Annotated in this window: 20 protein-coding genes; 10 read left to right on the top strand and 10 right to left on the bottom strand. The window is 68.0% G+C overall.

Features of this window, described 5'->3' with window-relative positions; all coding sequences use genetic code 11:
- The first annotated feature begins 4 nt into the window (after positions 1–4).
- Both ACN27J_RS16695 and ACN27J_RS16690 read left to right on the top strand, forming a co-directional pair.
- Positions 5–1,009: a hypothetical protein gene (locus ACN27J_RS16695; RefSeq protein ID WP_421367249.1), complete on the top strand. Its 1,005-nt coding sequence runs from the start codon at positions 5–7 to the stop codon at positions 1,007–1,009.
- A gap of 10 nt (positions 1,010–1,019) precedes the next feature.
- Complete coding sequence (locus tag ACN27J_RS16690) at positions 1,020–3,251, top strand: VWA domain-containing protein (protein ID WP_421367248.1); 2,232 nt, start codon at positions 1,020–1,022, stop codon at positions 3,249–3,251.
- Positions 3,252–3,306: 55 nt separating this feature from the next.
- Here ACN27J_RS16690 and ACN27J_RS16685 read toward each other — a convergent pair whose 3' ends face one another.
- The 6 genes from ACN27J_RS16685 to ACN27J_RS16660 form a co-directional block, all read right to left on the bottom strand.
- Positions 3,307–6,444 (bottom strand): type I restriction endonuclease subunit R, encoded by a 3,138-nt coding sequence (locus ACN27J_RS16685; RefSeq protein ID WP_421367247.1) that lies wholly within the window; start codon positions 6,442–6,444, stop codon positions 3,307–3,309.
- Positions 6,444–7,631 carry a restriction endonuclease subunit S gene (locus ACN27J_RS16680; RefSeq protein WP_421367246.1) on the bottom strand — a complete coding sequence of 396 codons (1,188 nt, stop codon included), beginning with the start codon at positions 7,629–7,631 and terminating at the stop codon, positions 6,444–6,446. Before ACN27J_RS16680 ends, ACN27J_RS16685 begins: the two co-directional genes overlap by 1 nt.
- Positions 7,632–7,657: 26 nt before the next feature.
- A complete protein-coding gene (locus tag ACN27J_RS16675; RefSeq protein WP_421367245.1) occupies positions 7,658–9,403 on the bottom strand; it encodes an N-6 DNA methylase in 1,746 nt (581 codons plus the stop codon).
- A gap of 191 nt (positions 9,404–9,594) precedes the next feature.
- The gene (locus ACN27J_RS16670; RefSeq protein ID WP_421367244.1) at positions 9,595–10,017 is read right to left on the bottom strand and encodes a hypothetical protein; all 423 of its coding nucleotides are present in this window, start codon (positions 10,015–10,017) and stop codon (positions 9,595–9,597) included.
- An 11-nt stretch (positions 10,018–10,028) separates the two neighbouring features.
- The gene (locus ACN27J_RS16665) at positions 10,029–10,235 is read right to left on the bottom strand and encodes a DUF397 domain-containing protein (RefSeq protein WP_421367242.1); all 207 of its coding nucleotides are present in this window, start codon (positions 10,233–10,235) and stop codon (positions 10,029–10,031) included.
- The gene (locus tag ACN27J_RS16660; RefSeq protein ID WP_421367241.1) at positions 10,216–11,103 is read right to left on the bottom strand and encodes a helix-turn-helix domain-containing protein; all 888 of its coding nucleotides are present in this window, start codon (positions 11,101–11,103) and stop codon (positions 10,216–10,218) included. The genes ACN27J_RS16665 and ACN27J_RS16660 overlap by 20 nt, the downstream gene beginning before the upstream one ends.
- A 170-nt stretch (positions 11,104–11,273) precedes the next feature.
- Here ACN27J_RS16660 and ACN27J_RS16655 point away from each other — a divergent pair, with 170 nt between their 5' ends.
- The 4 genes from ACN27J_RS16655 to ACN27J_RS16640 all read left to right on the top strand — a co-directional run bounded on the left by ACN27J_RS16655 (position 11,274) and on the right by ACN27J_RS16640 (position 14,034).
- A complete protein-coding gene (locus ACN27J_RS16655) occupies positions 11,274–11,504 on the top strand; it encodes a hypothetical protein (protein WP_421367240.1) in 231 nt (76 codons plus the stop codon).
- 46 nt (positions 11,505–11,550) lie between these two features.
- A complete protein-coding gene (locus tag ACN27J_RS16650) occupies positions 11,551–11,763 on the top strand; it encodes a hypothetical protein (RefSeq protein WP_421367239.1) in 213 nt (70 codons plus the stop codon).
- A gap of 91 nt (positions 11,764–11,854) precedes the next feature.
- Positions 11,855–12,268: a hypothetical protein gene (locus ACN27J_RS16645; protein WP_421367238.1), complete on the top strand. Its 414-nt coding sequence runs from the start codon at positions 11,855–11,857 to the stop codon at positions 12,266–12,268.
- Positions 12,265–14,034, top strand: a complete 1,770-nt coding sequence (locus ACN27J_RS16640) for a hypothetical protein (protein WP_421367237.1) — start codon at positions 12,265–12,267, stop codon at positions 14,032–14,034. Before ACN27J_RS16645 ends, ACN27J_RS16640 begins: the two co-directional genes overlap by 4 nt.
- 121 nt (positions 14,035–14,155) lie before the next feature.
- Here the strand turns inward: ACN27J_RS16640 and ACN27J_RS16635 are convergent, their stop codons facing one another.
- Positions 14,156–15,466 (bottom strand): ricin-type beta-trefoil lectin domain protein, encoded by a 1,311-nt coding sequence (locus tag ACN27J_RS16635; RefSeq protein WP_421367236.1) that lies wholly within the window; start codon positions 15,464–15,466, stop codon positions 14,156–14,158.
- A 274-nt stretch (positions 15,467–15,740) separates the two neighbouring features.
- Between ACN27J_RS16635 and ACN27J_RS16630 the strand changes: the two genes are divergently transcribed.
- Positions 15,741–16,160 (top strand): nucleotide triphosphate diphosphatase NUDT15, encoded by a 420-nt coding sequence (locus ACN27J_RS16630; protein WP_278171866.1) that lies wholly within the window; start codon positions 15,741–15,743, stop codon positions 16,158–16,160.
- Between the two features lie 36 nt (positions 16,161–16,196).
- Here ACN27J_RS16630 and ACN27J_RS16625 read toward each other — a convergent pair whose 3' ends face one another.
- The gene (locus tag ACN27J_RS16625) at positions 16,197–17,645 is read right to left on the bottom strand and encodes a CU044_5270 family protein (protein WP_421367235.1); all 1,449 of its coding nucleotides are present in this window, start codon (positions 17,643–17,645) and stop codon (positions 16,197–16,199) included.
- Between the two features lie 157 nt (positions 17,646–17,802).
- On the opposite strand from ACN27J_RS16625, the gene ACN27J_RS16620 reads away from it, so the two are divergent.
- Complete coding sequence (locus ACN27J_RS16620) at positions 17,803–18,516, top strand: hypothetical protein (RefSeq protein ID WP_421367234.1); 714 nt, start codon at positions 17,803–17,805, stop codon at positions 18,514–18,516.
- A 72-nt stretch (positions 18,517–18,588) separates the two neighbouring features.
- Here ACN27J_RS16620 and ACN27J_RS16615 read toward each other — a convergent pair whose 3' ends face one another.
- Positions 18,589–19,326, bottom strand: coding sequence for a hypothetical protein (locus ACN27J_RS16615; RefSeq protein ID WP_421367233.1), 738 nt, complete (start codon positions 19,324–19,326; stop codon positions 18,589–18,591).
- A 74-nt stretch (positions 19,327–19,400) separates the two neighbouring features.
- Complete coding sequence (locus ACN27J_RS16610) at positions 19,401–20,465, bottom strand: helix-turn-helix transcriptional regulator (protein ID WP_421367232.1); 1,065 nt, start codon at positions 20,463–20,465, stop codon at positions 19,401–19,403.
- 111 nt (positions 20,466–20,576) lie between these two features.
- Here ACN27J_RS16610 and ACN27J_RS16605 point away from each other — a divergent pair, with 111 nt between their 5' ends.
- Together ACN27J_RS16605 and ACN27J_RS16600 are read left to right on the top strand one after the other, a co-directional pair.
- The gene (locus tag ACN27J_RS16605) at positions 20,577–20,999 is read left to right on the top strand and encodes a VOC family protein (protein WP_421367231.1); all 423 of its coding nucleotides are present in this window, start codon (positions 20,577–20,579) and stop codon (positions 20,997–20,999) included.
- A gap of 15 nt (positions 21,000–21,014) precedes the next feature.
- On the top strand, positions 21,015–22,130 hold the full coding sequence (locus ACN27J_RS16600; protein ID WP_421367230.1) for a winged helix DNA-binding domain-containing protein: 1,116 nt from the start codon (positions 21,015–21,017) through the stop codon (positions 22,128–22,130).
- Positions 22,131–22,142 lie beyond the last annotated feature (12 nt).

Genomic DNA, 22,142 nt, shown 5'->3' with positions numbered 1-22,142 from the left:
TCTGATGGCAGACGCAACCATCCTGCTGGAGCCGGGCGGACGTACGCTTGGCAGCGCCTTTCTGTGCCTGCCGGGAGTCGTAGTCACTGCGGCTCATGTGCTGGGCAGCAGGCCGGCCGGCCAGATCCGGGTACGGCTCGGAAGCGATTCGGTGGCGGTGCCGGTCGAACGCCTCGAGTGTGCACAGGAGCTTGATGTTGCCGCTTTGTGGCTGGCGGCCCCGGAGGTCCGCGCTCTGCGGGCCGGCGCAGCCGGCGTCGACACCAGGTGGATCGTGACCAGTCGGCCGGCCGACAACGACCCGCAGTTGACCGGCCGGGTTGTGGCGACAAACCGTGTCATCGTCAACGACGGCGGCGCTGCGGTGTCGATGCTGCAACTGGACGTGGATCAGGCGCTCGGCGACTACGGCGGATACTCGGGCAGCGCCGTTCGGCTGCGGGAGCGCCCCGACGCCGTGATCGGCGTGCTCTGCGAGCAGGTCCGTACTCGACAGCGGCGACCGGACGGGCGGCCGGCGACCACCGTGCTCTACGCGGTCCCGATCGACGCAGCGCTTCGATGCCTCGGCCTGCGGCTGGCGCAGGACGTGCCCCACCGGTTCGCCGGGGTGCGGGGAAGGCTCGGCGATCGTGACATGGACGGCGCGGACCGGGCGTTGGCCCAGGTGCCGGCCGATGCCCGGGACGCCGAGTATTGGTTCTGGCGTGCCCAGACCGCACGGGCTCGCGGCAACTGGCCGGTCGCGGCCGCGTACCTGGACGAGGCGCTGGAGCGCAACGCACGGCATGCGCCGAGTATCAGCGTCAAGATCTGCCAACTTCTGCTGACGAACGATCCGACCGACCGGACCGCCGCAGCGCGGCTGGTCGAGAGATCCCGAGGGTGGGATCCCGATCTGGACGCCTGGACAGGTTGTGTCGAGCAGCACGGGCTCCTAGCGCCGGGGATTCGCTCGGAGACGGAACTGATCGGTCTCTGCCCCCTACCCGAGTTCGACTCGCACTGAGGAGATTCCGATGTCCAGTACCGGCGAACATGGCCAATCCAAGGTTGTCATCGTCGTCTGGCCGTGCGACCGCCTGGATGACGAGGCCGAGCGCTCCGCTGCGCGCGAATCGCATCTGGAGTTGGCCGTTGAGTACGGATGGCACATTCTCGACGAGGTGACGATCCCGCTGTGTCCACTGTCGGTCCCGCATGGCGAGCACCGCGCTCTGGCCGAGGCAGCGCTCAGCAGGGTTGAGGAAGTCCTGCAAGTGGGTGGTGACTGGAGGTTGCTGCTGTTCGGACCTCCGGAGCCGTCGAGGTTTCGCGGTGGATGGCAGAGGTCTGCGAGACGTCAATTACTGTATTTGAATCTCGATGAAAGTCGTCACGAAATCTTGTCCAGAATTCTTGGTATGCTTCTGCTGTCTGATCCCAGGAAAGCCACGGGAAGCGAGGCGGAGTTCCTGCTCGAGGAATTCCATGCCGAGGAGGTTGAATATGGCGGATGGCTACAGCATGGCTTGGTTGAATATGAGGGCGCTGCTGATGCCGCGGGATCATATGATGGCTGGGTAACCGAGCCGGGTTTGGCGGGATGGTCTGCCGTGCCCCCTGGGCGCGCCTGGGGGCTGGTCGACGTACCGCGACTGCTGGTGCCGGCCCGGACCGGCCCGTTGCCGCACGATGGCTTGTTCGTGCGGCGCAACAACGCCTTCGGCACGCGGCCGACGCTGGGTATCGCGGATCTGATCGACCAGGGCGTGCTGATCGACCAGACCCGGATCCGGTTCGACGACTTTGTTGCGTCCAATGCGGACGGCATCCCGTTGCCAGGTCCGGGCAGCGCTGTCGCTGTGAGCCATGGTTCGACCGCCGTGTCCGGCCCGTTCAGGACCCACGATGACACCACCCATCTGGTCGAGATTGCGTTGCGGGCCGCTTCGCAGGCGCCGGCGGACCAACTGGCCGGTGAGTCGACCGGCGAGCCGCTGTCCGTGAACTTCGTGTTCGCCGTTGACGTCAGCTCGTCGATGTCGGGCGAGAAGTTGGGCGACGCCATTATCGCCATCCGTGAGCTGTACACACAGCTTCGTGACACCGACGTCCTCGGCATCATCGTCTTCAACGATCAGGCCCGTACGCTGCTGCGGGCAACCCGTAAGGATGAGCTGTCCGATGATCAACTGGGACAGATCCTTGCTGGCATGCACGCCGATGGCGGCACCGATCTCAACCTCGGGCTGTCGTTCGCGTTCGATGAGATCCAGCGCCACAGTGCACCGGGCACCGTGAACTGCGTCTACCTGTTCTCTGACGGCGACCCGACCTCAGGCGAGACGAACTGGGTCACCATCCGCGCCAACGTCGCCGCCCGGGTCCGAGGCGATGTCACTCTTTCCTGCTTCGGCTTCGGCTCGGACGCGCGGGTGGCCGAGCTGCGTGCCCTGGCCGGGGTCAGCGGCGGACACTGGACCTTCGTCACGGAGGCGACCGACGTCACCTCCGTACTGTCGGAGGACCTGGCCCGGCGGGACAGCCTCGCCGCGATCAACATTCAGCTGCGGATCGACATCCCCCCGCAGACCACCGTCTGGCACATCTACGGCCATGACCTGATCACCGACCCGGCGGGCCGGGCGGCGGTGCTGACTGAGGCCGAGTCGGCGCGGCAGCGGTCCCGTGACGAGTACCAGGTGGAGAACCTGCCCGACCTGATCCGCGACGAGCAGGGCATCCGCATCTTCGCCCCTGACCTCGCCTACGGCGAAACGTACTGGGTGGTCGTGGAGCTGCAACTCCCCGCCGACGCCGCCGATGGTGCGTTCGGCAGGGCGACCGTCCAGTACCTCGACACCCTCGCCCGCGACAATCGCCGCGTCGAGGTCGAGTTGTCGGCCGCCGGCGAGATCCCCACAGAGACCGTCCTCACCCACGGCCTCGGGCTGCGGACCAGTGAGGTCACCTTCCTCGCTCTCGACGACCTCTACGATGATGACAAGGAGGCCGCGACGCGGCGACTCCATCAGCACGCACAAACGCTCAAGGTCGCCTACGCAACGGTTCCATCGCCTCAGTTCCGTGACGACGAGATCACTCTCGCCAAGCTGACGTCGCTCGCCAGCAACCTGGGCACCCAGCGGACGTCGTTCGAGGGGGCAGCGGTCCGGGGTGGTGCCCTCGGATACACCGTCTACCAGATGAACCAGTTCGGCCGGGTCCGAGGCGGCTACCTCTCCCACCGCTGGGCCGCTACCCGCTGACCGAGGTAGCCGGTAGGTCTGGCCGATCGCGTTCCTCCAGAAGCAGCCAGGCCGTTCACACGTCGGTCTGCTGGTCGATCGCGGCCTCGTAGAAGGCGTCCGCGAGCGCCATGACGACGGCGCTGATGCCAGGGCCGTCGCTGAAGAAGTAGTCGGCCATGGTGTTGTGGGCCTCCTGGTTGTCGACTACCGCCTCGATGACCGCCGACTGGAAGTCCTGCGACTCCATGAACTGCTTCTTCGAGTTCACCAACGTCTGGTTGATCAGGTCCGGGCGGGTGAGCAGCCGTTGCACCAACCCCTGCACGAACTCGCGGACCTGGGACGCGGAGAACGACTCGGCGCCGAAGAGGTCGTTCATCTTGTCGATGACGACCTGTAGCGCGACGTACTTGGGCTCCTTGCGGGTGCCGGTGCCGGCGGCGCTGATGCCCTTGAGTTCGCCGTCCCCGGTCAGCGAGATGTCGACCGCGACGTTCTTGCTGTGCTTGACCCCGACGAGGACCACGTCGGAGAGGTCGACCTCCGCTGCCCAGGAGGACTCGGCGATGACCTTCTCCAGGAGCCGCAGGAAGATCGACAGCATCTCCATGTACGGGTCGCCGTAGTCGACGATCTGGCTCATGAAGTCGTATAGCCGGACGTAGGTGGCGACGTCCTTGCGGAACAGGTCGAGGGTGTTGAGGGTGACCTTGTCATCGGCTTCGATCGCTGCCGCGTAGCGGCGGGCGAAGGTTTCCTTGGCCGGGCTGATCGCGGCCGACAGCGCGTTGTTGCCCTTGCGGGTGACCCACAGTCCGGCGACCTCGCGCACCTGCTCGGGCGTGTAGATCCCGGCCTGGGCGAGCTTGTTGTGGAGGTCGCTGACGACGTACGGGTTGGTCTCGGTCTCCAGGGTGGCGTTGGTGAAGTACGGCTCGAACGCGGTCCGGATGTCCTCGGGCTTGTTGATGAAGTCGATGACGAACGTCTTGCGCTTCTGCTCCCCGCTGGCGGTGCGGTGGGTGCGGTTGAGCCGGGACAGGGTCTGCACAGCAGTGACCCCGGAGAGCTTCTTGTCGATGTACATGGCCGAGAGCAGCGGCTGGTCGAAGCCGGTCTGGAACTTGTTGGCGACCAGCATGATCTGGTACGTCCCACCTCTGAAGGCGGCGGCCAGGTCCTTGCCGGAGCCGGGGTTGAGGTTGGCCTCGGTGAACTCGTCGTCCTTGCTCGGCTGCGGCCCCCAGTCCGAAGCCCACTTCTCGTCCTCGGCCATCTTCACCGAGCCGGAGAAGGCGACCAGGGTGCGGTAGCTGTACGAGGCGTCCTGGGCGGCACGCTTGGCGATGTAGGCGTCGATCGCCTTCTTGTACTTCACTGCGGCCTTGCGGGAGTCGGTGACGACCATCGCCTTCGCCTTGCCTTCCAGCAGGTGGGCGACGTTGATGTGGAAGTGCTCGACGATGATTTGTACCTTTTGGCTGATGTTGGTTGGGTGCAGCTTCACCCACCGCATCAGCCCTTTCCGTGCGGCGGTCTCCTCCACCACCTTGCTGTCGTCGGCCTTCTTGGTCTGCCCGGCGATCTTCAGCGCGGTGTCGTAGGACTGGTAGCCCCTGAGCACGTCGAGGATGTAGCCCTCCTCGATCGCCTGCCGCATCGAGTAGAGGTGGAACTCGACCGGCTTCCCGTCAGGACCCTTGCGGCCGAAGAGTTCCAGAGTCTTGTTCTTCGGCGTCGCGGTGAACGCGAAGAAGGAGATGTTCTCCGACTCGGCCCGCTCGGTCATCTCCGCAGCCAGGACCGCCTCGACGTCGACCTCCCCGCCGTCCTCGATCTCCTTGATCTCTTCGGCGGTCAGCACCTTCTTGAGCTTGGCGGAGATCTGCCCGGACTGCGACGAGTGCGCCTCGTCGGCGATCACCGCGAACCGCTTGCCTCTCAGGCCCTTGTTGGACCGGACCTCGTCGAGGGCGAACGGGAAGGTCTGCACGGTTACGGCGATGATCAGCTCCCCGGCCTGCAACGCGGTCGCCAGCAGCCCGGACTTCGACTTCGCCCCCGCCTTGCGGACGTCCTCCGGGCTGATCGTGGCCACGATCTTCCCCGAGCCGTCGATCTGCCGGATCGCGTCCTGAAGCTGCCCGTCGAGGACGTTGCGGTCCACGACCACGATCACCGAGTCGAAGACCTTCTTGTCGTCCACGTGCAGCCGCGCCAGCCGGTGCGCGGTCCAGGCGATGGTGTTCGTCTTGCCCGACCCTGCCGAGTGCTCGATCAGGTAGCGATGCCCGACCCCCTCCGCACGCACCGCTGCCACGATGTTCGTGACGGCCTCCCACTGGTGGAACCGTGGGAAGAGCATGCTGGTACGCCGGACCGAGGTCCCGGTCGCGACGTCCCACTCCTCCTTGGTCTCGACGATCATCAGCCGGCCGATGATGTTGAGCCAGGATTCCTTTTCCCAGACCCGCTCCCAGAGGTACGCCGTCGCCGACCGCCCCTCGGAGCCGGGCGGATTCCCCGCGCCACTCTCGTGCCCCATGTCGAACGGCAGGAAGTGGGTGCTGTCGCCCTCCAACCTGGTGGTCATCGCGGCCCGGTCGTTGGAGACTGCGAAGTGCACCAGTGCCCGGTGTCCGAACGACAGCAGCGGCTCGCGTCGCCCGTTGGTCTGCGGATGACGGCCCCTGCGGTACTGGTTGATCGCCTCGTCGAGAGACTGGGTGAAATCGGTCTTCAGCTCGACGGTGGCGACCGGGATCCCGTTGACGAAGAAGACCAGGTCGATGCTGCGCCGGTCGGCTGTGGAGAAGTGCACCTGCCGCATCACCCGTACCCGCATCGCCGCGTACTGCGCGTTGGTGGTCGCGTTCAGGCTGGTGTCGGGGCGGAACTGCGCCATCTTCAACCGGCCACCGCCGATGTACAGCACCCCGGTACGCAGGATGTTCAGCGTCCCGCCACCATGTTCGAGCGGCTTGTCGAGTGCTGCGGTCAGCACGTCGAGGACCTTCTCCTGCGACCCGGCGGCCTTCAAAGCCTTTTGGTACGCCGCTTGCTGGGTCTCCTGCAGCCAGGCGAACAGGTCTTCGGGGAAGAGCGCCCGCTCCCGGTCGTAGCCGGTGTCGTTCACCGAGTAGAGCCACCCGTGGGCCGCCAGGTGCGCGCAGATCTCAGACTCGAAGACCGCCTCGTTATGGTCGGCCATCACGCCATCTCTCGCACGTCGATCTGCCCCGTCACCGCCGCCGTAATCAACGCTGCCCGCCGCTCCCGAGCGAGCTCAATGAACCGCTCGGCCTCGGCAATCATTATGTCAATCTTGGCGGTCTGTTGATCGAGAAAGGCTGCGATCTGGCGCTGTTTGTCTAGGCTAGGTGCAGCCAGTCTGAACCGCTTAATTGCCTCACATGTGAGGCCGCCCTTAGTGCTGCCATTCTCCTCACTAAGGCGGCGCAGTTCGTCGTATGATGCTCTCAATAGCCACAGAAGATATTCCGGGAGCCATTTGCTCCGATCGGGCGTCACGTACGCAATGTGCTGATTCACCGTCGCCTTGATGTCAAGGATGGTCGCCGTGCCCCGCGTTTTTCCTTGGCCAGTCAGTCCGACCAGGACGGAGCCGGGAGGAACGAGGGGTAGGTGGCATTCGCGGAGCGCCTCGTCTGTCACAAACTGTTCGGCGTACGTGACGCGCGGCTCATTGACGACGGAGCTGTTCAGCCATGGGATATTCCCGCCGTCCCAATAGGCCGTACTTTCACGACTTGGAGTTGACCCGTTGCCAATGTGGGCCGAGCGTCCGAGTTTGTCTGTCGCTGCGCCAGAAGAGATCGGCTGGTTTATTGCATGCAAAGCCACTGCCCTGCGGCGCTCGCGGAACAGTTCGATTAGGCGTTGCTGCTCCTCGATGAGCGTGTCGATGCGGGCCGTCTCCCGGTCGAGGTAGTCGGCGATGGCGCGCTGCTCCTCGGTGGCGGGCAGGGAGACCTCGATGGTCTTCATCTCATCCCAGTACAGGCGCCACTGGGATGGACGGATTCCCGTGGAACGGAGGGCGTACTGGTCGATTAATGCGCGCGAACGGAGCAGACTGTGGACGAAGCGGCGGTCGTACGTAGGGACAACCGGTCGGAGTACCTCGTAGTCAGGGCTGACGATGCCCTGGTGCTCGGAAATCCCGAGCGAGCCCTGCCATGCCTTCATCCGGTTGACGACGAGGTCGCCAGGCTGTACGAGCTGGTAGTTGCCCAGATTCTCCGGCGTCCGGTTGAAGTTGTCAGTGCGGCTGTCCTTCGGGATCACGCCGTGGTCGCGGTAGACGCTAAGGACTTTCTCGTTATCGTGGCCGCGGTCTGAAACTGGCTGGAATAGCCAGCCAAGTCGGGTCGTCATCCACGGCCTAGACAAGGAAGTCATACTCACTTATCGACCTCTCGAAGCAGGTCGAGGATCTTGGCGACCTGTTTTTCTAGGTCGGCGTCGATCTCGGCGAGGGGGCGGGGCGGGACGTACTTGTAGAAGTGGCGGGTAAAGGGGATCTCGTAGCCGGTCTTGACCTTCGTCCAGTCGATCCAGGCATCAGGGACGTGTGGTTTCACCTCGGCGTCGAAGTACGCCTGAACCACTTCAATCTTGCCGGACGCACCCTCTGTTGAGCCGCCGTAGGTGAATGGAACGTTCTCGGTGTCGCGCTTCTTGGCGTCCGGCTTGGGCTTGCCCTTGCGGTCGACGACGGGCTTGCCGGCCTCGTCGAGGAGGGGGCGTTCGACAGTGATGGTCCAGTAGCCGAACTCGTCGTTGCGCAGCACCTTGGAGTAATCCGGATCAGCGTCGGTGAAGTCGGCGTACAACTTCACAACCTTGGCGCGGTCGGCGTCGCTGATCTCGCGGCCCTTGGAGCCAAGGTTCTTGCGCATCTTGGTCCAGAACGACGTACCGTCGATGAGTTGGACCTTGCCCTCGCGATCGGGATGCTTGGCGTTGTCGAGGATCCAGATATAGGTGGCGATTCCGGTGTTGAAGAACATGTTGGTCGGCAACGCGACGATCGCATCGACCAGGTCTCGCTCTAGCAGCCACTTGCGGATGTTGGACGGGCCGGACTCGGCGGCTCCGGTGAAGAGCGGTGATCCGTTCATCACGATGCCGGCCCGGCCACCACCGTCCTCCGGCTTCCGCATCTTGTGTACCAGGTGGAGTAGGAAGAGCATCTGCCCGTCCGAGGTCGACGGGAGGCCGGGGAAGAATCTGCCGTACGGGCCAGCTTCGTCGTGCTCTTTCGTCACCGCCTTGGCGTACTGCTTCCAGTCGACGCCGTATGGCGGGTTGGACATGCAGAAGTCGAACTGCCGGCCCTTGAAGGCGTCGTCTGTGAGGGTGTTTCCGAAGGCGATGTTGGTCGTGTCGTGGCCCTTGGCCAGCAGGTCCGACTTGCAGATCGCGTACGATTGCGGGTTGTACTCCTGGCCGTACAGGCTCAGCTTCGCGCCTGGGTTTTGCGCGAGCAGGTGGTCCTCCGCCAGGGCGAGCATGCCGCCGGTGCCGGCGGTGGGGTCGTACAGCGAGCGGACGATCCCGGCCTCGGTCAGGTCAGCGTCCTTGTCCGCGAAGAGGAGGTCGACCAGCAGCCGGATCGCGTCCCGTGGCGTGTAGTGGTCACCGGAGGTCTCGTTCGCGGCCTCGTTGAACTTGCGGATGATGTACTCGAACGCATCGCCCATGTCGGCGTTGGAGACGACGTCCGGATGCAGGTCGACCTTCTTGAAGGACGTGATGACGCCGCGCAGTAACCCTGCCTCGTCCAAGGCGTCGATCTCGTCCTTGAACTTGAAGTACTGGAACACGTCGACATCGGGCGAGAACCGGTCGATGTAGTCCGCTAGGTTGTCTGCCAGCCCATCTGCGTCAGCCAGCAGGTTGGCGAAGGAGTAGTTCGAGGTGTTGTAGAACGGCCTGCCGGTCGCCTTCTTGACCTCGATTTTGAGCCGGACGGGGTTGTCGTGCTTCGCCGCCAGTTCTCGCACCTTCTCCAAGTCAGGCTCAAGGATGCAGTCGAGGCGGCGCAGGATTGTGAGCGGAAGGATGACGTTGCCGTACTGGTTGGGGCGGTAGGGGCCTCGTAGCTGGTCGGCGATAGACCAGATGAAACTACCAAGGGTGCTCACAAGGCTCCTTGCGCGGATCACTCGACGACAGATGCAGGACGCCTAGCGCAGGTCCGTGCGTGCCGTTGAGCGGCGGCGCACAGCCTGCAGCAGCCGATGCGTCAGGATGCATGATCGCGCATCACGACACCCGCCAGCCATCGCTGCGAGCGTTCGTTGCCCATCTGGTATGTCGATCCGCGTCTACCTAGTTACTCCCTGCTTGTCGTGGCGTCTTTCCACTGCTGGCCGCCGTGGTGCTGTAGCCAGTTGGTCAGCAGCTCGGGCTGGTACAGCTCGACGTCGCCGTACGGATCCCAGCGCAGCCAGTCCGGCGTGAGCATGCCTAGCGTGATCAGCTCGGAGCTGTCGCTTTCGGTGATCTTGAGCCAGCAATCGGGCCAGGACATCCAGTCCATGAGCCCAGACTGCGGGCCGCAGCGTAGCGCGGCTGCGAGCGCTTCCAGGGCCTCAGCATTCACGACATCCGCGAGTAGCGACGGCCGGTCGCGGTGACGCCGCTTGCGAGCTGCGGGGATCTCGCCCCTACGGTCGAAGATCTGGACCCGGTGCGCGCGGAGCAGCTTGGCGGGTAGTGCCTCGGCAAGCTGCTCGGCGGTGACGCTTGGGTCCACGTGTTGGTCGGTCAGTGGGTGTCGGGGGTGAGGGTGGAGAGGAAGGACATCCAGTCGGCGGGGGAGAAGGTGAGTGCGGGGCCAACGGGGTCTTTGCTGTCGCGTACGAAGACTGTGGCGGGGAGGTTGGTGGCGACCTCGACGCACATGGCCTGTCCGTTGCTGCGGGTGCTCTTGCGCCAGATCGGCTGCTGCGGATCACCGGGGGTGGTGGTCATCGGTGCTCTCCCTTGCTCCCTGCTCCAGGATCGCCTCGGCCCTCATCCGCAGGAAGGCCAGCGTGTCGGCGGGTGAGAGCGCGGTCGCACGGAGATGGTCGAACGCCAGTCCGTGCATCTCCACATGGTAGTCCTTGTCCAGGTACAGAGCGCCACTCAGATTTTCCTGGTAGACGACCGTCGGATGGTTGCTGAAGTCGAGCATCGCGAAGGGGCCGCCCATGCCCATGTGTGCGCCTTGGCGGAACGGCAGCACCTGGACCGTGATTGACGGCCGCTGTGCCATGGTGATCATGTGCTCCAGCTGGGCTGCCATCACCTGCGGGCCGCCGACCGGCCGGTGCAGGACTGCCTCGTCGAAGATGAACCACAGCCTGGGTGGTTTGCGTCGTTCCAGGATGCGCTGGCGGGCGAGGCGTAGCTCGATCCGCTCCTCGATCTTCTCCGGTGGACCCTCCGGGAACTCTGCGCTGATGATGGCGCGGGCGTAGTCCGAGGTCTGGAGCAGGCCGTTGACGAGCTGGACGTCGTAGGTGCGGAGCTGAGTCGCCTCGTCCTCGAAGGCGATGTACCCGTCGAGCCCGTGAGGCATGGCGGCGGAGTAGTCGACCCACCAGTTGTACTTCTGGGCGTCGCGGGCGAGTTCGATGAGCCCGACAGCATCCTTGTTGGGTAGGCCGTAGAGGCGCAGCAGCTTCGTGACGTTCCGAGTCGTCACCGAGACCTGGGCATTCTCGACGCGGGACAACGTCGACTTGCTGATCTTCACCTGTTGGATGACCTGGTCAATTGTCAGACCGGCAGCCTCGCGAAGTGCGCGAAGCTCGGTCGCGAGCCGTCGTCGCTGGACGGTTGGAGTTCCTGCCACAACGGACAGTCTGCGCCATGAGCCCGTCTTTTGACGAGTCCCTGAGCCAACTAATTTTCTACCAGATGCGGTGTTGCAAGATCACGCTTTCCCTGTCAATGTGGGCCAAGCATCGAAGGTGGACGGTTGATCAACTGGCCGGCTGCTGAATCGCGGGGAGCGCCGATTTCATGATCGTTTTCCCGCTGCGTTGCGCTGAAATCCCAGGTGGTCGGGCAGGTCGCGGCAACGGCTCGCCCGACCACACTCCAGCCCAATCGGAAGGGTTGATCATGGTGGTGTTGAGCGCCCTGGCTTCCGGAATCCTGCTCGGGTTCTTCGTGGGGCTGTTCAGTTTCAAGATCAAATCGCGTTGGTGTCCCGACTGCGGTCGGCTGACCGTTCCCGCCGCCGATCGGTAGCGGGCCGGCCGACCGGTCACCGGCCGATCCCCGCCCCGGCGACGAGTTGATCATCGATGGTCGGGCGAGTGTGCAGTTCGCGGCCGGGCGGGGCTTCCGGTTCCGGGTGACGACAGTGGACAAACGCTGGACGTACGAGGGCTGGGTCTGGTTGGCCGGGTATGTGTTGGCGCCCGACGGCGAGGCCCGTGAGCGTCGGGAGATTTTCGTCGAGCGTGATGGTCTCCGCTGGGCACCGCGCCCGCGCCGGCACCGCTGACCCCGGCGGCGGCACCACTGCGACGCGAAACCGCGCGCTCTCCAGCCGTACCTTTGAAGGTTTTTCGATTGTGTGAAAGGTGGTTCCTGCTGTGCGCAGATTCCTTGACCTGTTCCGGCGGGCTCCGGTGCGGAGTCGGCGTAACCGGCGGTTGCTCGCTGAGATCGCCCGCCACGACCGGCGGCCGACCGACGTGGCGGCCGGGCCGCGTCCGCCGGTGCCGCGTGTCCCGAACGCTGCCGGTCACCTGTACGGCAGGCCGGTGCGGCCGTCGATCAGCCCCGGCCTGGTCCGCGACCGGTCGTTCGGCGACCGGACGCGGCGTGGCTGCGACCCGGTCGAGGTGCGGGCGTTTCTGCATCTGGTCGCCGACGAGTTGACCGCGCTGCGCGCCGAACTTGGCTCCACCCGCGAGGAGAACGCCCGGCTCAAGCAGGCGTTGCGGGACTGGCAGTCGCAGCAGTTCGAGCAGTCGCACCGGTTCGGGGCGGGGGTGGCGGCATGAACGGCGTCGACAAGGTGCCGGCCGGCTCGCTGCACGTGGTCGGGATCGGCGCGGACCGGCGGCGGGCGCAGCGCGTGTTCACCGTCGCGAACCTCGACACCGGGCAGGTCGCCTCCACCAGTTTGGTTCCGGGCTCGTTCACGCCGTTGCCGACGCCGGGTGGGACGTGGTGGCTGCCGTACGCGCCGATCGTCACGGACCTCGCCCAGCGTGCCGGGGTGGTCGCCGCGACGCTGCGTGACCCGGACTTCCCCGACGAACCGGGCCGGCTGCCGTCGTCCGGGTTGACGCTGCCCCGGCAGTGGCAGCCCGGCATCCCGGATTCCGACCGGCTGCGGTGGGAGGCGGTGGCGCTCGCCGAGCGGCCCGCCACGCCGTGGCTGGTGCTGATCGGCCGCAGCACTGCGCCGCCGCCACTCGGTGATCCGGCCGGGCTGCTCGGCCGGCTGTGCGCGCTCGCCGACCAGCTGCACGTCGACCTGGTCCTCGAAGTGCGGCCCAGCTCCATCGGGCGCGGGCTGAGCTGGGACGTCCGGTTCGAGCATGCCGGCGGTGCGGTGCCCGACTACCAGCACCGGTGGATCGCCGACCTGCCGACCGCGCTCGCCACCATCCCCGCCGAACGGGCGGTGACCGGCCTGACCGTCGCCAACCCGCACCTGCCCGCCCACTACCTCACCGACGAGGCGTTGGCCGCCCGCCCGGTGCCGGTCGGGTTGGACGGGCACCCCGGCGGCCACGACCTCGACCAGGTCGAACGCCGCATGACCGCCGACGCAGAGCAGCACGGCGGCGCGCAGGCCATCTGGCGCAACCGGCACTGGTGGCACACCAGCCTGCGACCCGCCGACACCCCCGGCCGATTCGTGCGCGGCTGGGAACCCCCGCACCCGAGACACTGGGGCGAGCCGATCCCCACCCACCCCTGCACCCGGTGCGCCGACCGGCCCGACCCGCCGTACTGCCTCGACTGCTACGGCACCCGCCAGGTCCGACGCGGCGCGGTGCTCACCGTCACCGACCTACGCGGCCGGACCGTGCACCGCAACTGGCGACCCGACAACCCCGACCAACCACCACCCACACCGGTGCCCGCCGACCGGCCGTCCGGCAGCATGGTGTGGCAACTGCCCGACCACTACCAGATCGGGGCGCTCGCCGCGCAGTTCGGCGTGCAGCCGACCGACCTGACCGACATCGACGGCGAACACAGCATCGACCAGCACCTACGCAACGGTGTCAGCCAGGTCCCCCACACCGGCGGCGACCCGCTCGACGCGTACCTCGGTGAAGTCGGCGCCACCCACGACGGCGCCCGGATCATGGTCCTCGCCACCGGGTGGCCCGGCCCCACCCCCGACGAACTCGCCGCCCTGATCCGCAGTCTCGGCCTCGCCCTCGACATCACCGTCATCGACCACCGCAACACCATCGGCCGACCCGAACTGTCCCAAGGCCACTCCTGGTCGGTCCGGGTCGTCGACCCCACCACACCCTTGGCCGTCGACCCCGTCCCCACCAGCGCCGCCCTGCCCGAAGCCGTCGCGCTCTGCTACCGCTACCTGCACGGCGCACTCCGCGCCACCATCCCCACCGACCCGGCCACGCCGATACCCGTCCCACAACACACCGCGACGACCGGCACCCTCACCGACACCCACATCACCCAGCTACGCCGCCAAGCCGCCACCCGGCCCGGCGAACCTGTCACTGTCCGCCTCCACCCCGACGGCACCCACACCGTCACCACAGACCGCCCGAGGTAGTCCGGCTGGCTGGGTGAGGGTGCCGAGCTGATGTGGGCCGAGCGGTTCGACGCGGTGGCGGCCGAGAGAGACGGCCGCCACCGCCGACGCCGGGCTGCGGTTGCGCCGGGTTGTCGGACCGTTAGCTGCGGGTGCTCCACTGTTGGTTGGCGCCTCCGTGGCACGCCCACAGGTGCAGTTGCGTCCCGTTGGCGGTGCCGGCGCCGACGGCGTCCAGGCAGAGTCCCGACTGAGCGGAGGTGATGGTCCCGTTGCTGTTCATGTTCCACTGCTGGTTCGCGCCGCCGTGGCAGTCCCAGATGAGCACAGCGGTGCCGTTGCTCGTGCCCGCCCCGCTCGCGTCCAGGCACTTGTTGCCGTAGACGGTGAGGGTGCGGTTGGCGGTATAGGTCCAGCGCTGGTTGTTGTTGCCGTGGCAGTCCCACAGCTGCACCCGGGTGCCGTTGCTCGTGCTGGCGTTGGGGACGTCGACGCAGCGGTTCGACTGGCTGCCGGCGATCATCACGTTCGCCTGGCCGGGCGGCGGTGTGGTCGGCGGCGGGTTGCTTGGCGGCGGGCTGGTCGGCGGCGGGTTGGACCCGAACTGGGTGAAGAACCGCCACACCTCGGGCTTGACCCAGCTGCGCGCGCCACTTTCACAACCGGCGCAGCCGTCCACCGGGCCCTGCTGGTGGCCGCCGTCGAACGGAGCCCAGACCACCGGGTAGCCGGCCCGGCACGAGTAGGTGGTGATGATGTGGGTCAGGCTTCCCTGTGCGGGCTCGGGAGCGTTCTGCGCGGCGCAACCGTTGTTCCTGAGCCACCTGTCGCGCAGCGACCGGCCGTTTTGGATGTTGTCGTTGATTCCGTGAATTCCCATGTACGCCACAGGCTGGGTGCCGCCGCTGCAGCCGCTGATCTCTCCGGGGGCCGCGATGGCCGCGACCGCGCGGAACATGGTCGGCCGGGAGCACGCCAACGAGTAGCTCATCGCGCCGCCGTAGCTGAACCCGACCGAGAAGCGCTGCGTCGTGTCGACGCAGAGCGCGTTCTCGATCACGCGGATCATGTCGTCGGTGAAGGTCACGTCCTCGCCGTTGGTGTTGGCCCAGGCGTTGTTGATGCCCTGCGGGGCGACGAAGATCGTGGAGTTGTTCGACTGCGACAGCATGCCGTAGTAGGCCCAGGCGTAGCCGTCGGTTCCGCCTGAGGCGACGTCGTTGGCGGTGCCGCCCCACCAGTGGAACCCGAAGGCAAGCCGGTGCGGGTAGTTGTTGTCGTAGCTGTCGGGCAGTCGGAGGATGAAGCTGCGGTTCCTGCCGCCGCTGGAGATGGTGTGGGTGCCGCTGTTCAGCCCTGGTGCCTTGCCACAGCCGGCGGTGGTGGCCGCAGCCGCCGGTGTCACGTTCGTGACGACATACGCGCTGGCGGCGGCCAGGACCATAGCGGCCATGACCGTCCCTATCCAGCGGGCTGGGCGTTTGCGATGTAACACAGGTTTGTCTCCCTACAGTGGAGGCCGCCGTGGCGTCCACCCTCGGCAGGAGGGCGGCCGAAGCTGCGGCGGCAGGTCTCGACCGATCCGGTGCCCCTCGGCCTGCCAGCCTGGACGTAGGCCGGCAAAGATATCGATAGTTATGTTGGTATGACGTACGACGTCTGTCAATGCATGTGTGGTGCGTTGCCTGCGGTTGACGGTCCGGGCGGCCCGGAGTTAGCTGATCGGCGTGCAGCAACCGCAGGTCGGAGTGGCGGTCTTCGTGCTCAGCGAAGGTCGCTTCCTGATGGGCCGCCGCAAAGGTGCCCACGGGGCCGGCACCTGGTCCCTGCCCGGCGGCCACCTCGAACACGGGGAGAGCTTCGAGCAGACCGCGCGGCGGGAGGTCGAGGAGGAGACCGGCGTCAAGATCACCAACGTACGCTTCGGTGCGGTAACCAACGACGTCTTCGACGCCGCCCGGCACTACGTGACGATCTGGATGATCAGCGACCACCTACGGGGCAGTCCGCAGGTCCGCGAGCCGGACAAGTTCGTCGACCTCCGCTGGACCGCCCCGCCCACGATGCCTGACCCACTCTTCCTCTCGATGCGGAACCTGCTCGACCAACATGACCTGGACCAGTTGCTCACTGACTCACGCCCGTAGGCTGATTCCAGCGCAAACGACAGATCTCGCGTCGGATTAGAGCGGTACGTCTCCTGCCTCGTCCACGGTGGCCTGGCGAAGCAGTGCGCTGTTGGTGGTGCCGAGGAACGCGTACGACGTCGCGTCGAAGATCAGGGTCGTCCCATCGGCCATACCGACTCCCACCCCGTCACGGTTGGCAAGGTCCCGCACCTGCTGCTGGACGGTCACACCCGGCAGCGAGGCCAACGCGGCGAACAGGGCACTCCGCTGACCCGAGGTGAGATACCGACCGCCGACCAGCAGCTCACCGGCCCGTTGGAAGACGAGCGCATCGGCGACGCCGCCAACTGGGGCGGCAGCGGATCCCACCGGCGGCCCTGCTGCCGAGGACACGCCGGTTCGGAGCCAGTCGAGCACCGCCGCCGGGTTGTCCGGCATGCCGGCGTCGAAGCCCGGCTGCGGCGTACACGATCGGCCCGGCACCGCGTCGGCGGACGAAACGGCGGGGCATGCCGGCAGCACCAGGTCGTCGGACGTGGCCCCGTCCTGCCGGTACGGCCGGTCGCGGACCAGCCCGTCCCGGGTGCCGTCCACCGAGAGCCAGCTCTGCCGCAACACCCGAGGTCCCTGAACGGTGCCGAAGCCACCGTCCGGCTGCTGCACCTGGTTGATCGGGCTCGCCACCGTCTCGGTGAACACGAACTGCCCGGCTCGTGGGACGGGCAGGTCCGCCTCGTGCGCCACCAACGCGGCGGTACGCAGGATGTCGGCCGCCTCAGCCGTGACAGGTGGCGGTGCCGATCCGCCTGCCGGCCAGCCACCCCGTACCAGAGCGCCGACGGTGACCACGACGAGCAGCGCCGCCAACACCCCGCCAGCCAGGCCGAGGCTCCACCGCCGATCCTCGATGCCGTTGCCTGCCGAGCCGCTCCGGGCCGGGTCGGCGTCCAACGCGTCACGCATCCTGCGCCGGGCCCGGTTGAGTCGTGACCGGACGGTGCCGACCGGGATGTCCAGGGCTCGGGCGACCTCCTCGTAGCTCAGGTCTCCCCAGGCGACCAGCAGGAGCACGTCCCGCTCCTTGCGGCCGAGCCGGGCGAGCGCGGCGGCCAGCGGCCGGCGCCATGCCTGGGCCGACGCCGCGGCCGCCACCCGGTCCGCTAACGCCTCCTCGCCGCCGTCCGGCTTCACCCGCAGGTACGCCCGGTAGCGGGCGTTCTCGGTGCGGTGATGGCGGGCCAGCTCACGGTGCACGATCGCGAGCAGCCACGGAAACGCGTTCGGGTAGCCCGGGTCGTAGGTGTGCCGTGCCCGGAACGCGGCCACGAACGCGTCCGCGACGACGTCCTCGGCGATCTCCCGACCCACCCGCCGGTACGCGTAGCCGTACAGCTTCCCGGCATGCTTCTCGTAGACCTGCGCGAACCGGTCCGGGTCGTCGAGCGATGCGGCGATGATCGCGGCGTCATCGGTCAGCTGCGTCGCGACGCCCCTCACCCTCACCCGAAGTCCCGCGACGGCGGTACGCCCACGATGGTGTGCCCTTTCCGGTCTGCTTCCCCTCGGCAATGTCTATGCGCGAGCACCGGATCGGGTTCACTGCCGATCATCGCCGGGGCGGCCAGCCGATGGGGAATCGACCAGCGGCATAATCGCTCGGATGACCGATCAGGACCTTCTCGCCCGTGTCCGGGAGCTGCGGGAACGGGGCAGCTCACCCAAGCAGATCGCCAAGGCCCTCGGGATGGCGCCGTCGGCCGTCGCGCCGCTGGTCCGCCAGATCGCGGCGGCCCAGCAGGCACACACCGACCCGGCCGACCGGGCGCTGCTCGGCTGCTGGATCAACCCCGGCTGGAGCGTCGGCCTCGGCTTGGCCGAAGCGCCCGACGAGTGGGCGGCCGCCGACCCGCAGGCCGGTGTCGAAGTCGGCCCCAGTGGCCTGGTGCACGTGCTCGTCGCCCGCCAGGAGCGCGCCAGCCGGGCCACCGTCTGCGGCTTCCTGATCGACGTCTACTGCCTCGGGGTCAAGAACGCCATCGGCCCGCTGCCGATGAGCGTCGGCGCCATCGACGACTTCCGCCGCGAGTTCTTCGGCACCCTGGACGTGTCTCCGCTGGTCGCACCGCTGGAGTTGGCCCAGCATCTAGTGCACGGCGCGGTCGCGTACGCCCGGGGTCTGGGTTTCGAACCGCACCCGGACTTCGGCCCGACGGCCCCCTACCTCGGCGCACCGGCCACCCCCACGCCGATCCAATTCGGCCGCGACGGTAAACCGCTCTACATCTCCGGCCCGTACGACGACCCGCGCTCGGTGATGCGGACCCTGGAGTCGACGGTCGGTGCCGGCAACTTCGACGTCGTCACCCACGTGTGACGCTGCCAAAAGACGACCTCGTGTCACGGCCAGAGAGCCTAGGCCAGATGCGACGGCTGGTCGCCGATCACGTCAGCCGTCGGTGCCGCAGTCGGTGACCGGTTGCGTGGACTGGGCCGTGGCGACGATGGTCAGGTCGTGTTCGGCGAGTGCATCCGGCAGCCGTACCAGGCCGGCGCGCTGGCGCTCCCACAGGGCGATGCCGTCGTGGAAGCGGACCGCGTAGGTCAGCACCGCCCCGTCGCCCGGCGGACGGTGCCCGCCGGTGTACGGCGCGAAGGTGTCGGCGTCGCGCAGTGCCTGGTCGAGCAACGCCTGGTCGACCCGCGCCGCCATCGCCGGCTCGGTCAGGTCCACCTCGGTCATCGTGCACGGCGGCAGATCCGAGATCTGTACGCCGATCCGCCGCTGGTACGAGCCGCTGAACTCGCGCTCCTCCACGTCGATGACCTGCACCATCCGCAGGGTCACGTCCAGGGCGGGCACCGGGGAGCGGTTCTGGACGACGACGGTGCCCCGGTCACGCCGGGTGGCCCACCACGACACCCGCTCGGCGTACCGGCGCTCGAACCGGTCCAGCGCGAGGCCGTTGACCTGCTGCTGGTCGCGTAGTGCGCTGACCGCGATGATCAGCGCCACCGTGGAGACGACGGTGGCGGTGATCGCGGCGACCGCCTGGACCCAGCTGGCGACGGTGCTGGACCGCCCCGGCCGATCTGCGCCGTCGCCTCCGGCTGGGGCGGCCTCGGGCTGTCCCGCCGGGACGTACAGGCCGCTGCCGGACCGGTGCCAACCTGACAAATCCGCCACCCCGCCCTCGGCCTGCTGCGGCGACCACAGTGACCGCTACCTCGCCCATCATGTCGGCCGGCGGCAACCTGGCGTCATGGTGCGGTCACTGGCCGGCGACCTGCCTCTGGAGGCTGCCCGGCGGTGGCGTACCGGCGGGCCAGGGTGGCGAAGGCGGCGGCCAGCTCCGGCGGGCCGACGACCTCGATGCCGGCGTCGAACATGCCGACGGCGCTCGCCAGACCCACCCACGACCAGGAGCCCAGAGTCAGCCGGCAGCGGCGTGGACCGATCTCCTCGACGATGCCGCCGTAGGCGTACGGAGCCACCTCAGCGGCCGGCAGATCCAGGATCACCTGACCCCGGCAGGGCCAGTCACCGGAGCTCGTCGAGCCGTCGGAGCCGGCTGAGCCCGCCGAGCCGGTCGTACTGGTTGTGCCGTCCGCGCCCCGGAACCTGGCCGTGACGAACGCGGCGACGCTGTCCGCCGGCAGCTCGCGCGGGGTGAAGCGCGGCCCGGTCGGGGTGCGCGGGCTGATCCGGTCGGCCCGGAAGATCCGCCAGTCGTCGCGGTCGAGATCCCAGCCGACCAGGTACCAGCGTCCCCGCCAGGTGACCAGGTGGTGCGGCTCGACCCGCCGAGGGATGGGCGCTGACCGGTAGTCGAAGCGCAGCACTTCGCGGGCCCGTACGGCGTCGGTCACCGCCAGCAGCGTCGCGCTGTCGACCGGCTGCGCGGCGGCCGGCCCGAGGGCCGGCCCGGTCGTGACGGCCCCGATCGCCTCGATGGCCCCCACAGCGTCGATCCGGTGGCGCAGCCGCTGCGGCATGACCTGCCGGACGGTGTGCAGCGCCCGCGCCGCCGCCTCCCCGATGCCGGCACCGCTGACGGTGGCGGTCCGCAGCGCGATGGCGAGCGCGACCGCCTGCTCGTCGTCGAACAGCAGCGGCGGCAGCCGGGCACCGGCGTCCAGCCGGTAGCCGCCGGCCGGTCCCTTGACCGCCGTGATCGGGTAGCCGAGATCGCGCAGCCGGTCGACGTCGCGCCGGACGGTACGCGCGCTGACCGCCAGCCGCTCGGCGAGCAGCCCGCCCGGCCACTCGCGGCGGGCCTGCAGCAGCGACAGCAGCATCAACAGCCGTTCCGAGGTTTTCGGCATGTTTCTCATTCTGACCGCAGTAGCGGACACAACCTGGCCACTACCCCTGCGAATGTTGCCCCTGCGCCCGACACCCGTCGGGCCTGAACCACACAGCAAGAGGGGCCGACCTTGTCGATCACCACCACCACCCATCTCAACTTCCGCGGCGAGGCGCGCGCCGCGCTGGAGTTCTACCGGTCCGTCTTCGGCGGCGACCTGGTCGCCGTCACCTACGCCGACCTCGGCGCCGCCCAGGACGAATCCGAGGCCGACCAGGTGATCTGGGGCCAGGTCCGCGCCGACAACGGCTTCCACGTCATGGCGTACGACGTGCCCGGTCGACTGGCCTACTCGCCGGGCGAGAACGCCTACTTCGTCTCCGTACGCGGTGAAACGGTCGAGGAGGTCACCGGCTACTGGGACAAGCTCGCCGACGGGGCGACCGTGGTGGTCCCGCTCGGCCCGGCCGGCTGGGCACCCGCGTACGGAATGCTGCGGGACCGGTTCGGCGTCGTCTGGGTCGTCGACGTCGCTGCCCCGTACAACGGGTAGTCGGGAGCGCGACCGATGACGGTGCTGGACATCCGGGCGCTCAACCGCGCGACGCTGGCCCGGCAGTTGCTGCTCGACCGCGCCGACCTGCCGGCGTACGACGCCGTCGCCCATCTCGGCGGCCTGCAGGCGCAGGAGCCGCAGGAGCCGTTCGTCGGGCTGTGGAGCCGGCTGCGCGGCTTCGACCCGGCGACCCTGTCGGACCTGCTGCTGCGCCGCGCGGTGGTCCGGACCCATCTGATGCGCCGCACCGTCCATCTGCTGACCGCCGCCGATGCCGTGGCCTGGCGTCCCCGCCACGAGGCCATGCTGCGGCAACGAGTCCTCGCCGGCTACCGCAGCGAGCTCGCCGGGGTCGACCTCGACGCGCTCGCAGCGGTTGGCCGGGCGGTGCTGGCCGACGGCGAACCCCGGACGATGACCGGGCTGGCCCGCGCGCTGCCCGACGCGTGGCGGCGGCTGGAGCCGCGAGCGCTGGGGGAGGCGCTGGTCGCGGCGCTGATCCCGATGGCGCAGCTGCCGCCGCGCGGGCTGTGGCGTACCGCCGGCGGAGCCCGCTACCGGCCGCTGGCGGAGTGGGCGGGACTCGACCCCGACCAGCCAGCGACCGATGGAAGCGCCGCGCAGGACGGCGGCATCGACCTGGTGGGCCAGACGCTGGTACGGCGCTACCTGGCCGCGTACGGGCCGGCGGCCAGCGCCGACCTGCGTGCCTGGTGCGGGCTGGCCGGGCTGCCCGCCGCAGTGACCGCGATCCGCGACGAGTTGGTCGTCTTCCGCGACCAGCGCGGTCGGCAACTGCTCGACCTGCCGGACGCGCCGCGGCCCGACCCGGACACTCCCGCCCCGGTGCGGTTCCTGCCGGCGTTCGACAACGCGATCCTCGGCTACGGCGACCGCAGCCGGATCATCGACGACGCCCACCGGGGACTCTCCGTCGCGGGGGCACGCGTGGTGCTGGTCGACGGCCGGGTGGCCGCCACCTGGACCGTCGACGCCGGCACCGTCACGATCGCCCCGCTGCGCGACCTCAGCCGCGCCGACCGCGCCGCCGTGGCCGAGGAAGGAGAGCGCGTGGCGGCGTTCCTTTCCGACGGCGACAGCCACCGGGTACGCCTAACCGCCGGCTGAGGGCAGGCCGGT

The organism is Solwaraspora sp. WMMB762, from assembly GCF_049179115.1.
Taxonomy (GTDB): Bacteria; Actinomycetota; Actinomycetes; order Mycobacteriales; family Micromonosporaceae; genus Micromonospora_E.
The sequence above is the reverse complement of the archived record's forward strand: the minus strand, read 5'-3'. Positions and strand labels throughout refer to the sequence as shown.

Coding starts and splice junctions, on each gene's coding strand:
- ACN27J_RS16695 (WP_421367249.1), top strand. CDS start 5: ATGGCAGACGCAACCATCCTGCTGGAGCCGGGCGGACGTACGCTTGGC.
- ACN27J_RS16690 (WP_421367248.1), top strand. CDS start 1,020: ATGTCCAGTACCGGCGAACATGGCCAATCCAAGGTTGTCATCGTCGTC.
- ACN27J_RS16685 (WP_421367247.1), bottom strand. CDS start 6,444: ATGGCCGACCATAACGAGGCGGTCTTCGAGTCTGAGATCTGCGCGCAC.
- ACN27J_RS16680 (WP_421367246.1), bottom strand. CDS start 7,631: ATGACGACCCGACTTGGCTGGCTATTCCAGCCAGTTTCAGACCGCGGC.
- ACN27J_RS16665 (WP_421367242.1), bottom strand. CDS start 10,235: ATGACCACCACCCCCGGTGATCCGCAGCAGCCGATCTGGCGCAAGAGC.
- ACN27J_RS16655 (WP_421367240.1), top strand. CDS start 11,274: ATGATCGTTTTCCCGCTGCGTTGCGCTGAAATCCCAGGTGGTCGGGCA.
- ACN27J_RS16640 (WP_421367237.1), top strand. CDS start 12,265: ATGAACGGCGTCGACAAGGTGCCGGCCGGCTCGCTGCACGTGGTCGGG.
- ACN27J_RS16635 (WP_421367236.1), bottom strand. CDS start 15,466: ATGGCCGCTATGGTCCTGGCCGCCGCCAGCGCGTATGTCGTCACGAAC.
- ACN27J_RS16620 (WP_421367234.1), top strand. CDS start 17,803: ATGACCGATCAGGACCTTCTCGCCCGTGTCCGGGAGCTGCGGGAACGG.
- ACN27J_RS16610 (WP_421367232.1), bottom strand. CDS start 20,465: ATGCCGAAAACCTCGGAACGGCTGTTGATGCTGCTGTCGCTGCTGCAG.
- ACN27J_RS16600 (WP_421367230.1), top strand. CDS start 21,015: ATGACGGTGCTGGACATCCGGGCGCTCAACCGCGCGACGCTGGCCCGG.